The organism is Achromobacter sp. MYb9, assembly GCF_002975275.1.
Lineage (GTDB): Bacteria > Pseudomonadota > Gammaproteobacteria > Burkholderiales > Burkholderiaceae_B > Achromobacter.
Window position 1 is genome coordinate 465,092 of record NZ_PCOQ01000001.1, and the last position, 11,770, is coordinate 476,861.

9 protein-coding genes are annotated in these 11,770 nt (G+C 65.9%); 5 read left to right on the top strand and 4 right to left on the bottom strand.

The window, feature by feature from the left end; genetic code table 11:
* Window position 1 precedes the first annotated feature (1 nt).
* Together CQ050_RS02125 and CQ050_RS02130 are read right to left on the bottom strand one after the other, a co-directional pair.
* The gene (locus CQ050_RS02125; RefSeq protein ID WP_105555177.1) at window positions 2-1,132 is read right to left on the bottom strand and encodes an efflux RND transporter periplasmic adaptor subunit; all 1,131 of its coding nucleotides are present in this window, start codon (window positions 1,130-1,132) and stop codon (window positions 2-4) included.
* A 156-nt stretch (window positions 1,133-1,288) separates the two neighbouring features.
* Window positions 1,289-3,259, bottom strand: a complete 1,971-nt coding sequence (locus CQ050_RS02130) for a choline BCCT transporter BetT (protein WP_105555178.1) — start codon at window positions 3,257-3,259, stop codon at window positions 1,289-1,291.
* Between the two features lie 125 nt (window positions 3,260-3,384).
* Here CQ050_RS02130 and CQ050_RS02135 point away from each other — a divergent pair, with 125 nt between their 5' ends.
* Window positions 3,385-3,765 (top strand): VOC family protein, encoded by a 381-nt coding sequence (locus tag CQ050_RS02135; protein WP_105555179.1) that lies wholly within the window; start codon window positions 3,385-3,387, stop codon window positions 3,763-3,765.
* Here CQ050_RS02135 and CQ050_RS02140 read toward each other — a convergent pair.
* Window positions 3,762-4,385 carry a TetR/AcrR family transcriptional regulator gene (locus tag CQ050_RS02140; RefSeq protein WP_105555180.1) on the bottom strand — a complete coding sequence of 208 codons (624 nt, stop codon included), beginning with the start codon at window positions 4,383-4,385 and terminating at the stop codon, window positions 3,762-3,764. The genes CQ050_RS02135 and CQ050_RS02140 overlap by 4 nt on opposite strands.
* 190 nt (window positions 4,386-4,575) lie before the next feature.
* Here CQ050_RS02140 and CQ050_RS02145 point away from each other — a divergent pair, with 190 nt between their 5' ends.
* Genes CQ050_RS02145 through CQ050_RS02155 form a run of 3 tightly spaced genes read left to right on the top strand, consistent with a single transcriptional unit; the run spans window position 4,576 to window position 10,339 of the window.
* Window positions 4,576-5,703 carry an efflux RND transporter periplasmic adaptor subunit gene (locus CQ050_RS02145; protein ID WP_105555181.1) on the top strand — a complete coding sequence of 376 codons (1,128 nt, stop codon included), beginning with the start codon at window positions 4,576-4,578 and terminating at the stop codon, window positions 5,701-5,703.
* Window positions 5,700-8,864, top strand: coding sequence for an efflux RND transporter permease subunit (locus CQ050_RS02150; RefSeq protein WP_105555182.1), 3,165 nt, complete (start codon window positions 5,700-5,702; stop codon window positions 8,862-8,864). The genes CQ050_RS02145 and CQ050_RS02150 overlap by 4 nt, the downstream gene beginning before the upstream one ends.
* Window positions 8,865-8,866: 2 nt before the next feature.
* Window positions 8,867-10,339, top strand: a complete 1,473-nt coding sequence (locus tag CQ050_RS02155) for an efflux transporter outer membrane subunit (RefSeq protein WP_369868241.1) — start codon at window positions 8,867-8,869, stop codon at window positions 10,337-10,339.
* Between the two features lie 40 nt (window positions 10,340-10,379).
* On the opposite strand, the gene CQ050_RS02160 is transcribed toward CQ050_RS02155, so the two are convergent.
* Window positions 10,380-10,568 carry a hypothetical protein gene (locus CQ050_RS02160; protein WP_233213774.1) on the bottom strand — a complete coding sequence of 63 codons (189 nt, stop codon included), beginning with the start codon at window positions 10,566-10,568 and terminating at the stop codon, window positions 10,380-10,382.
* Between the two features lie 57 nt (window positions 10,569-10,625).
* Between CQ050_RS02160 and CQ050_RS02165 the strand changes: the two genes are divergently transcribed.
* On the top strand, window positions 10,626-11,762 hold the full coding sequence (locus CQ050_RS02165; protein ID WP_105555183.1) for a C45 family peptidase: 1,137 nt from the start codon (window positions 10,626-10,628) through the stop codon (window positions 11,760-11,762).
* Window positions 11,763-11,770 lie beyond the last annotated feature (8 nt).

Here is an 11,770-nt window from a genome sequence, read left to right on the forward strand (position 1 = left end):
ATTATCGGGCTTGCGCCAGGGATTGCCGCGTGCCGTCCAGCGCCACGGTATCGGTGGCCATGACGTCGACCGCCGCGCCGTTATGCAGACGCAGTTGGCCGGACGTCACGACCTGGTCGCCGGCATCCAGGCCTTCGGTCACGACGACCCGGCCGCGCACGCGCTCGGCGGTCTTCACATAGGTTTGCCGCACGGTGGGCGCCGCGCCCTGCTGGTCCGCCGCAGGCGGCGTCAGGACGTAGACGGAATCGCCATAGGCGCTATAGCTGACCGCGGTCTCCGGCACGGTGATCACGCCGGGACGGTCGGGCAGGCCGACGCGGCCATGCGCGAACATACCGGCCGCCAGCGCGCCGTCGGCATTGGGTAGCGTGGCCTGCACCCGCACGGTGCGAGACCCCGGGTCCACCTGGGGTTCCACCGTGGTCACCTGTCCGGTGAACTCGCGTCCGGCGTGGGCGTCCACGGTCACGGTGACGGGCTGGCCAGCGCGCAAGGCGCCCAGCGCCTGCTCGGGCAGCGTGATATTGGCGTACAGCGTGGTCGCGTCGGTCAGCGACACCAGGGCGTCGCCGGCCTTGGCGAATTGGCCCAGATTGACGCGGCGCACGCCCAGCACGCCGTCGAACGGCGCCTTGACGCGCTTTTGCTCGATCAGCGCCTGCACCCGCTTGATGTCGGCGGCGGCCTGGTCATAGTCGGCCTGCGCCTGGTCCAGCTGTTCACGCGTGGCCGCCTGTTGCGGCAACAAGCGGCGCGTGCGTTCCAGCAAGGTCCGCGCATTGCGCGCCTGGGCTTGCAGGCGCGCCAACTCGCCTTGTTCGGGCGCGTCGTTCATCTGCACCAGCACTTGGCCGGCCTGCACGCGCTGCCCCGCCGTGAACAGAATCTGGGTAACGCGGCCGTCCACTTCCGCCGGAACCTGCACCTGGCGCGTTGCTTCGAGCGACCCGATGCCGGTCAACGCCACGGGAAAGTCCGCCCGTACCGCGGGCGCTACCGCCACCTTGGCCGGCGGCATCGTCCATCCCCCTTTCTGCGACGACCCGCTGAACTTCCAGACCAGTGCGCCCCCCGCCACGACCGCCAGCACGACGACACCCGCCGCCCATGCCCCTGATTTCGCCTTCATGATTCGCTCTCTATTTAACCAAGAATATGCTTGGATAATCCATGATTCCTGCGAATCCGTCAAAGCGGCTAAACCAATCCCCGGCATAGCGGCACCCTATGGACGAAAAAAAACCGCCGGGATCCGGCGGTTTTTGAAAGAGCAACGCGCAGTGCGCTAGGTCCGAACCATGTGCAGGTAGTGACGGTGGCGCTCGTATTGATCCAGGATGTCGCCGATGACGGCGTCCCGGCTCCAACCCATGATGTCGTAATCCTGCCCGCCTTCCCGCAGGTGGACTTCCGCGCGGAAGTACTTGCGCTCGTCCTCGTCGGCGGCCTCTTCCGGCGTAAGGCTGGGGCGCACGAAGGCCTCGGGCTGCACGGCATACGAGAAATCCAGGTGTTCGCCATGGGACACCTCCAGGACGGCGCTGCCGTCGCTGTCGTTCTCCCGGACCTCGACGGCATAGCCCTGCTTGCGCAGTTCGTCGGCCACGTCATCCAGCGCCGGCCGCACGACGTCGCTGATGAAGCGCTGCACGTGGGCGCGCCGCGGCATCATCACCATGTTGCGCAGGCGGCGTTCCCAGGACTGCCCGCCGCGTGCCGGACGCGACAAGGTCAACGACTGGTACCGGATGCCACGCTTGGTGGCGTCCAGCTTCAGCGCCTTGAACAACCCCCACACCGCCAACAGCAGAATGACGGAGAACGGCAACGCGCTGGCAATCGTGGCCGTCTGCAAAGCGGTCAGGCCGTCGGCCAGCAGCAGCGCAATGGCCACCGCGCCCATCAGCAGCGACCAGAAGATGCGCTGCCATACCGGCGTGCGGTCCGAGCCACCGGAGGCCAGCAGGTCCACCACCAGCGCGCCCGAGTCGGCCGACGTAACGAAGAACACCGCCACCATCACGATGGCGACGATGGACAGCACGCCGCTCCAGGGCAGATGTTCCAGGAAGGCGAACAGGGCCAGTGAGGAATCGGCCTCTACGACTTCCGCGAAGCCCTGCACCTTGTCGACCAGAATCATATGGATGGCCGTATCGCCAAACACCGTCATCCAGAACAGGGTGAAGCCGGCCGGCACCAGCAAGACGCCGGTCACGAATTCGCGGATGGTGCGGCCACGCGAGATACGGGCGATGAAAAGGCCCACGAACGGCGACCACGCAATCCACCAGCCCCAATAGAACAGCGTCCAGCCGCCAATCCAGTCGGTGGGTTCATAGGCGTAGAGGTTGAAGGTCTTGTTGACGATGTCGGAAAGGTACGCGCCCGTGTTCTGCACAAAAGTCTGGAGCAGGAACACGGTGGGACCGACGATCAGCACGAACAGCAGCAGCACCGCCGCCAGCACCAGATTGGTCTCGGACAGGATGCGGATGCCTTTGTCCAGGCCGCTGGCGACCGAGATGGTGGCCAAGCCGCAAGTGATGACGATCAGGATGATCTGCGTGGTCACGCCCACCGGAATGCCGAACAGGTGGTTCAGCCCGCTGTTGATCTGGGCCACGCCCAGCCCCAGCGACGTGGCCACGCCCAGCACGGTGCCGATGATGGCGAAGATGTCGACGGCGTGGCCGATAGGGCCGTGGATGCGGTTGCCGATCAGCGGATACAACGCCGAGCGCAGCGTCAGCGGCAGTCCGTGGCGATAGCTGAAGAACGCCAGGATCAGCGCCACCACCGCGTAGATGGCCCAGGCGTGCAAGCCCCAATGGAAGAACGTGATCTTCATGGCTTCGCGCGCGGCGATGGCGGTTGCGCCCTCGCCGACCGGCGGCGACATGAAGTGCATCACCGGTTCAGCCACCCCGAAGAACATCAGCCCGATGCCCATGCCCGCGGAAAACAGCATCGCGAACCAGGTGAAATTGCGGTAGTCCGGTTCACTGTGATCCGGGCCCAGCTTGATGTCGCCGTATCGGCTGACCGCCAGGAACACCACGGCAAGCAGGATGATGGCCACGACCAGGATGTAGAACCAGCTGGCGTTGCCCAGGATCCAGCTTTGCACGGATTCAAAAAGGCTTTGCGCGGACTTGGGCGCGAGGATCGCGAATCCCACCAGCAGCAGCGTGAAAATGGCCGCCGGGAAAAACACGGGCCGATTGATCGTGGATGGTCGGGTTTCTGAAGTCATGCTGCCGCTCCTTTCGCCCGAGGGATGGAAAAACCGGCGCAGGCCCCCCTCAGTCTGGCTGCACGCCGCAGGTATTACTATCACGGCCAGCGTAAGGCTGACAATCTGAAATAACGGAGAAGCGCGTGATCGATCATCTAGACCACCTGGTCCTGACCTGCACCGACCCCGATGCCACAGTGGATTTCTACACCCGTATCCTGGGCATGCGCCTGGAGACTTTCGGGGCGGGCCGCCAGGCGCTGCGCTTCGGCAACCAGAAAATCAACCTGCACGTGCGCGGCCAAGAGTTCGAGCCGAAAGCGCACTTGCCCGTGCCGGGCGCGCTGGACCTGTGCTTTATCGCCGATCGGCCCCTGGACGAGGTAATCGCCCGGTTGAACGAGGCCGGCGCCACGATCATCGAAGGCCCGGTGCCACGCACTGGCGCCACCGGCAAGATCCGTTCGGTGTATCTGCGCGATCCCGATCTGAATTTGATCGAAATATCAGAGCTACAAGGCTAATTGGGCTGCGTGTCGCCAAAGACCACGCGACGGAAGAATCCCGACAATACGGCTTCGGTCATTTCCTGCGTGACGCCTTGCGGATCGAAGGCGTAGCTGAACTGCATGCCGTCCGACAGGGCCAGCAACCCCACGGCCAACTGCTCGGCCGGCATCGGTAGCGGCGTGCCCACATGCTCGGAAAACTGGCGGACGTATTCCGTGGTGGCGGCGCGCAGTTCGCGCAGGCAATCCGTGAAGCCGACCCGGAACTCCGGGTCGCGCGCCGCCTGCAGCTTGCCTTCCATCCAGAGCAGGAAACAGTCGTTTTCACGGTGGTGCGTGCTGTAGTACTCAAGCACGCGGGCTTCCATTTGCGGGCGCGATTCGCCGTCTTCGAAGATGGCGCGCATGTCGGCCATCACTTTTTCGTGGTCGCGCCTGAGCAACTGCAGGAAAAGCTCGGACTTGCTGCCGAAATTGGAATAAAAGGCCCCGCGCGTGTACCCCGCCAATTCGGCGATATCCTCGACGCTGGCGGCCACAAAGCCCTTGCTGAGAAAGACCGATTGCGCGGCGTCGAACAGGCGCTGGCGCGTCTGGTCTCGGCTTTGCTCACGGGTAAGGCGGATTTTTGACATGGCGCGAGTTTAGCACTGGCCGCCCATTCAAATACAGTCTTGTATCTGAATTCATAGTTGCATTAGAATCCAGGCCGTATCGAGTTTGACTCGCCTTCTTTTGCCCCGTTTCCGCGCCGCGAGGTGTTTCGTGAATTGTCCTGACCCTTGCGCGATTCCTGCCGCGCACGACCTTGCCGCTGCCGCGGCATTGCCCTCTTCTGCCCCGCGCCGCTGGACCCGCCGGCTGGCCTTGCCGGCCGTCCTGGCGCTGGCCGCGGCGCTGTCGGGATGCGGCCGCCAGGAAGCGCCTCCCCCCACGCCGCGCCCCGTGGTCGCCATGCCGGTGCAGGCCGATGAGCGCCTGCCTGCCTGGACGCTTCCGGGCGAAGTGCAGGCTCGCTACAGCACGCCGTTGTCGTTCCGCGTGGCCGGCAAGATCATCGAACGCCATGTCAGGTTGGGCGACACCGTCACCCCCGGCCAAATCGTGGCCAAGCTGGACCCGGCCGACGCCGCCAAGAACGCGGCGGCCGCGAAGGCCCAGTTGTCGGCTGCCCAGCATCAACTGGACTATGCACGCCAGCAATTGGACCGGGACCGCGCCCAATCGCGTGAAAACCTGATTGCCGCCACCCAGCTGGAACAGACCCGCAACGCCTACGCCTCGGCGCTGGCGCAGCGGGACCAGGCCGCCCAGCAGGCGGCGCTGTCGGCCGACCAGCTGAAATACACGTCCCTGCAAGCCGACCACGCGGGCGTCATTACCGCGGAACAGGCAGACACCGGCCAGAACGTGGCCGCGGGTACGCCCGTCTACCAATTGGCCTGGTCCGGCGACATCGACGCCATCTGCGACGTGCCCGAGAGCGTGCTGGCCGCGTTGGCCGTTGGCCAGCGCGCCAGCGTCACGCTGGGCCCGCTGCCCGGCAAGACCTTCACCGCCACCTTGCGCGAGATCGCCCCCGCGGCCGATCCGCAAAGCCGCACCTACCAAGTCAAGCTCACGCTGGATTCCCCATCGCCCGACGTCCGGTTGGGCATGACCGCCAACATCAGCTTCGACAACCGCGGCGTGGACAATCAGGCGACCTATACCGTGCCGGCCACCGCGCTGTTCCATGATGGCAAGCAACCGGCGGTCTGGGTGGTCAAGCCGCAAGAAGACACGCTGGAGCTGCGCCGCGTGCAGGTGCTGCGCTACGACGCGCGTTCGGTCACGTTGTCCGGCGGCGTGCAGGCGGGCGAGCGCCTGGTCTGGCAAGGCGTGCATACCGTTTCGGCGGGCGAGCGCGTCCGCGCCGTGCCTCCGCTGCATCCCGAGGATTTCGCGTCATGAGCGCGCCGGACCGCGAGGCTGGGCACAGCCACGAAGAAGGCAAGTTCAACCTGTCGGCCTGGGCGCTGCGCCACCAGCCGCTCGTGATCTTCATCATTACGCTGGTGACGCTGTTCGGCGTGCTGTCGTATTCCAAGCTGGCGCAATCCGAAGACCCGCCCTTCACCTTCCGCGTCATGGTCATCAAGACCCTTTGGCCGGGCGCGACGGCGCAGCAGGTGCAGGAACAGGTCACCGACCGCATTGGCAAGAAGCTTCAAGAGACCGCCAATACGGATTTCCTGCGCAGCTACTCGCGTCCCGGCGAATCGCTGATCTTCTACACCATGAAGGATTCGGCGCCGGCCAGCATGGTGGCCGATCAGTGGTATCAGGTGCGCAAGAAAGTCGGCGACATCCAGGCCACCTTGCCCCAGGGCGTGCAGGGTCCGTTCTTCAACGACGAGTTCGGGGACGTCTACACCAATATCTATACCTTGCACGGCGACGGTTTCCCGCCCGCGCAACTGCATGACTATGCGGACACGCTGCGCACCGTGCTGCTGCGCGTGCCCGGGGTCGCCAAGGTCGACTACTTTGCCGACCAGGCCGAACACGTCTACATCGAAATCTCGAACACGCAGCTGACGCGGCTGGGCGTGTCGCCGCAACAGATCGCCCAGGCGATCAACACGCAGAACGCGGTGGCCAGCGCCGGCACGCTGACGACCGCCGACGACCGCATCTTCGTGCGCCCCACCGGCCAGTTCGAAAACAGCCGCGCGCTGGCGGATACGCTGATCCGCGTGAACGGCAAGTCGATCCGGCTGGGCGACATCGCCACGATCCATCGCGGCTACGACGACCCACCCATCGAACAGATGCGCGCGGGCGGCAGTCCCGTGCTGGGCATCGGCATCACCATGCAGCCCGGTCAGGATGTGGTGCGGCTGGGTAAATCGCTGGGCGCGACGTTCGAAAAGCTCAAGGCGCAACTGCCGGCCGGCCTGACGCTGACCGAGGTATCCAGCATGCCCCAGGCGGTGTCGCATTCCGTCGACGACTTCCTGCGGTCGGTGGCGGAAGCCGTCGCCATCGTTCTGATCGTCAGCCTGGTGTCGCTGGGCTTGCGCACGGGCATGGTCGTGGTGATTTCCATTCCGGTGGTGCTGGCGGTCACGGCGCTGTTCATGGACGTGTTCGGAATCGGATTGCACAAAGTGTCGCTGGGCACGCTGGTGCTGGCGCTGGGCCTGCTGGTGGACGACGCCATCATCGCCGTGGAAATGATGTCGGTGAAACTGGAACAAGGCTGGAGCCGCGCCCGCGCGGCGGCGTATGCCTACACCAGCACCGCGTTTCCCATGCTGACCGGCACGCTGGTCACGGTGGCGGGCTTTTTGCCGATCGCGCTGGCCAAGTCCAGCACGGGCGAATACACGCGGTCGATCTTCCAGGTGTCCGCCATTGCGCTGATCACCTCGTGGTTCGCCGCCGTGGTGCTGATCCCGCTGCTGGGGTATCGCCTGCTGCCCGAGCGCAAGCGTGAATCCCATCTGCCGCACGATCACGAACACGACATCTACGACACCCGCTTCTACCAGCGCCTGCGCGGCTGGGTGGCCTGGTGCGTGGACCGGCGCTATTGGGTGCTGGCGGCCACCGTGCTGGTTTTCGTCGTGTCGATGGCGGGCTTCAAACTGGTACCACAACAGTTCTTTCCCAGTTCGGACCGCACCGAACTGCTGGTGGACGTGCGCTTGCAGGAAGGTGCGTCGTTCGCCGCCACCCTGCGCCAGGTCGAACGGCTGGAAAAGGCGCTGGATGGCCGGCCCGAAATCGACCATTCGGTCAGTTTCGTCGGCACGGGCGCGCCGCGCTTTTACCTGCCGCTGGACCAGCAACTGGCCACGCCCAACTTCGCCCAGTTGGTCATCACCGCCCATTCCGTGGAAGACCGGGAAAAACTGGCGCAATGGCTGACGCCGATGCTGCGCCAGGAATTCCCCGCCATCCGCACCCGGCTGTCGCGCCTGGAAAATGGGCCGCCCGTGGGCTACCCGGTGCAGTTCCGCGTCAGCGGCGACAAGATCTCCGACGTGCGCGCCGTGGCCGAAAAGGTTGCCGCCGAAGTTCGCGCGGACAGCCGTTCCGTCAACGTGCAGTTCGATTGGGACGAGCCGTCGGAACGTTCCGTGCGCTTCGAGATCGACCAGCAGAAGGCGCGCGAGCTGGGCATCAGTTCAAGCGACATTTCCGACTTCCTGGCCATGACCCTGTCGGGCTACAACGTGACGCAATACCGCGAGCGCGACAAGCTGATCAACGTCAGCCTGCGGGCACCGCGCGACGAACGCGTCGACCCCGCTCGCCTGGCTACGCTGGCCATGCCCACGCCCAACGGCCCCGTGCCGCTGGGCAGCCTGGGACAGGTGCGCTATGACCTGGAATACGGTGTGATCTGGGAACGCGACCGCCAACCCACCATCACGGTGCAGGCGGACGTGGCCAGCGGATCGCAGGGCATCGACGTCACGCACGCCATCGACAAGAAGCTGGACGCGATCCGCGCCGAGCTGCCCGTCGGTTACCGCATCGAAGTCGGCGGCCCGGTCGAGGAAAGCGCCAAGGGCCAGTCGTCCATCAATGCGCAGATGCCGCTGATGGCAGTGGCCGTGCTGACCCTGCTGATGGTGCAGCTGCAAAGCTTCGCACGGGTGCTGATGGTGGTGCTGACCGCGCCGCTGGGACTGATCGGCGTGGTCGCGGCGCTGCTGCTTTTCGGCAAGCCCTTCGGCTTTGTCGCGATGCTGGGGGTGATCGCCATGTTTGGCATCATCATGCGCAACTCGGTGATTTTGGTCGACCAGATCGAGCAAGACATCCTGAACGGGCACAAGCGCGTGGATGCGATCGTCGGCGCCACGGTGCGGCGCTTTCGCCCCATCGTGCTGACGGCCGCCGCGGCGGTGCTGGCCCTGATCCCGCTGTTGCGCAGCAACTTCTTCGGCCCCATGGCGACGGCGTTGATGGGCGGCATCACCAGCGCCACCGTGCTGACGCTGTTCTTCCTGCCCGCGTTGTATGCGGCCTGGTTCCGCGTGCGCCATGACGAACGCGACGAACCGGAAGGCGTGCCGCCCGGCGCCAACGCCGCCGACACGCTGCAACGAGGAACCTGATGATGATGAACCTTCGCCTCCGTTCGGCCAGACTGCCGCTGGCGCTGCCCCTGATCCTGGTGCTGGGCGCCTGCGCCTTCGCCCCGGACAGCAAGCCGCCCGCGGTGACGCCGCCCGCGCAGTACGGCGTGGAAGCCACGCCCGCTGCGGGCGCCACCGCCCAGGGCGTGGCGCAACGTTTTGAACAAGGTGCGCGCCCGGTGCCAGAGTGGTGGAAACGCTATGGTTCCCCCGCGCTGGACGCGCTGGTGGAAGAAGGCCTGGCCAACAGCCCCAACCTGGCCGCCGCTGAACGCAACCTGGCGGGCGCGCGCGAGCAACTACGCGCGCAAGTCAATTCGTCCTTGCTGCCGTCGGTGGACGCCGGCGCGAACGCCACGCGCAACCGGGCGCTGACGATGCCGAACCTGCCCGAGCCCACGGCGCTGTACAACGTCTTCACCGGACAGATCCAGGCCACCTACGACCTGGACCTGTTCGGCGCCGCGCGCTTCGCCAACGCCTCGCTGGCGGCGCAAGTCGAACAGCAGGCGTTCCAGCTGGAATCCGCGCGCCGATCGCTGGCAGGCAATATCGTCACCGGCGCCATCACGTCCGCATCGCTGGCCGAGCGTGTGGCGCTGACGGAAAAGCAGGTGGTGCTGTTGCGCCAGGTGGCGCGCGATACGCAGCGCCGCTACGAACTGGGATCGGCATCGCAGAACGATGCGCTGGACGCCGACCAGGATGCCGCCACGCTGGAAGGCTCGCTGCCCGGCCTGCGCGCGCAATGGCACGCCACCCGGCATGCGCTGGCCGTGCTGCTGGGCCGCAGCCCCGACCAGGCCCCGGACGATCTGGCATTCGGCACGCTGGCGGTGCCGCCGCAGGTGCCGGTGGTGGTGCCGTCGGAACTGCTGGCGTCGCGGCCGGACATCCTGGTGGCCGATGCCGTGGTGCAAGCCGCGGCGGCCGACGTGGGCGTGGCCACCGCGCAGTTGTTCCCAAGCCTGTCGCTATCGGCGTCCATGGGCAAAGGCGGCTTCAGTTGGCCGTCGGCGCTGTCGGGCGCCGGGCCGATCTGGGCCATCGGGGCATCGCTGACACAGCCCATCTTCCATGGCGGCGCGCTGCTGGCCGAACGCCGCGCCTCCCAGGAACGCTATCAAGCCGCCGTGCTGCAATACAAGCAGACCGTGCTGACCGCGTTCCAGGATGTGGCCGATACGCTGTCGCGACTGGACGCCGACGGCCAGGCGCTGGCGTCGGCCGAGGCGTCGCGGCGCGCGGCCGAGCAGTCCTACCGCAATACGGCCAGCCGGGTACGGCTGGGCGCGCTGGCGCCCTATACGGAATACGCGGCCGAACAGCACTACGTGGCGGCGCGGCTGCGCGAACTGGAATACGCGAATGCGCGCCTGACCGAAACCGCGGCGCTGTTCCAGGCCATGGGTTCGCCCACGCGAGCACCGGAGACGGCCGCCAGGCAGCCCTGACGCGACCCGCTGCGTTTGACTTGAGACAGGCCCCTGCCGCCTACGGCGCGGGGGCCTGTTCTTTCATGCGCGCGGCCAGGGCCAACGACTCGATGCGGCGGGCGGCGGACTGCAGCAGCGCCGTCGTCTTGTCCTGCGCAATCGTGTTCAGCCGGGTCGCCAGGAAGGTAACGGTCAGCGCGTCACTGGGTAAACCCTGAGCAATATTGGCGCCAAAATAAGCTAACATTTTTGCAGATTTGAATCCCCTTCCGACCCCACGGCGCGCGTCGCCGCTTACCCGTCCATGACCCAGATCACCCAATTCCCCTTCGTATCGGTTTCCGGCACGCCCGAAGCCCGTGGCCGCGCTTATGGCCAGCAAGCCGCCAACCGTGTGCGCAAAAGCGCGGCCATGTACGGCCAGACCCTGGTCGACCTGGGCTACGACGCCATGGCGCGCACCGAACTCATCGCCCATTTCGCGCGTGAAATCGAGGACTTTGCTCCGCACTACCTCGAAGAAATGCGCGGTATCGCCGCAGGCGCCGACGTGTCGTTCGAAGACATCGTCATGGTGAACGCCCGCACCGAAGTCGTCGCCAAGGCGCGCGCCGAAAAGAAAAAAGCGGCCGAACTGGAACCCGGCGACGGCTGCACCGGCGCGTTGATCCTGCCCACCCGCTCGGCCAACGGTAACCTGATCCACGGCCAGAATTGGGACTGGCGCGCCGAATGCGCCGAAACGGCCGTCGTGCTGCGCGTGCGCAACGACAACGGCCCCGACATCCTGACGTTCGTGGAAGCCGGCGGCCTGGCACGCAGCGGCCTGAACAGCGCAGGCGTGTCCATCACCGCGAACTATCTGGAATCCGACCGCGACTTCCGCCAGCTGGGCGTGCCGCTGTCGCTGATCCGCCGCAAGGTGCTGGAACAGCAGCATTTCGCGCTGGCCATCAAGGCCGTCGCCACCACGCCCAAGTCGTGCTCCAACAACATCATGATCGGCATGGCCGCCGGCTTTGGCGTCGACTACGAATGCACCACGGATGAAGCCTTCCCGATCTACCCCGGCGTCGACGATCTGATCGTGCACGCCAACCACTGGGTCAGCGAAGTGGCGCTTGGCAAGCTGCGCGACACCGGCCGCGCCAGCACACCGGAAAGCGCTTACCGCGACTGGCGCGTGCGCCGCCTGCTGAACGAGAAGACGGCACTGACGCGCGAAGACTTGAAGCGCGCGCTGTTCGACGACTTCGGTTCGCCCTACTCCGTTTGCCGCCCGCCGCGCCCCGGCAGCCACGACAATTTGTCGGCCACGGTCGCCATGGTCGTGATGGAACCCGCTGCGGGCCTGATGGAAGTGGCGCCGCTGCCGGCGCTTAACCGCACGTTCACCCGCTACAGCCTGACCGCAGAACCTGAACTGCTGGCCGCCGCCTGACCGGCAAC

Excerpts from the sequence above, each read along its gene's own strand:
- CQ050_RS02155 (WP_369868241.1), top strand. The coding sequence starts at position 8,867 with ATGATGAACCTTCGCCTCCGTTCGGCCAGACTGCCGCTGGCGCTGCCC.
- CQ050_RS02125 (WP_105555177.1), bottom strand. The coding sequence starts at position 1,132 with ATGAAGGCGAAATCAGGGGCATGGGCGGCGGGTGTCGTCGTGCTGGCG.
- CQ050_RS02150 (WP_105555182.1), top strand. The coding sequence starts at position 5,700 with ATGAGCGCGCCGGACCGCGAGGCTGGGCACAGCCACGAAGAAGGCAAG.
- CQ050_RS02160 (WP_233213774.1), bottom strand. The coding sequence starts at position 10,568 with ATGTTAGCTTATTTTGGCGCCAATATTGCTCAGGGTTTACCCAGTGAC.
- CQ050_RS02165 (WP_105555183.1), top strand. The coding sequence starts at position 10,626 with ATGACCCAGATCACCCAATTCCCCTTCGTATCGGTTTCCGGCACGCCC.
- CQ050_RS02140 (WP_105555180.1), bottom strand. The coding sequence starts at position 4,385 with ATGTCAAAAATCCGCCTTACCCGTGAGCAAAGCCGAGACCAGACGCGC.
- CQ050_RS02130 (WP_105555178.1), bottom strand. The coding sequence starts at position 3,259 with ATGACTTCAGAAACCCGACCATCCACGATCAATCGGCCCGTGTTTTTC.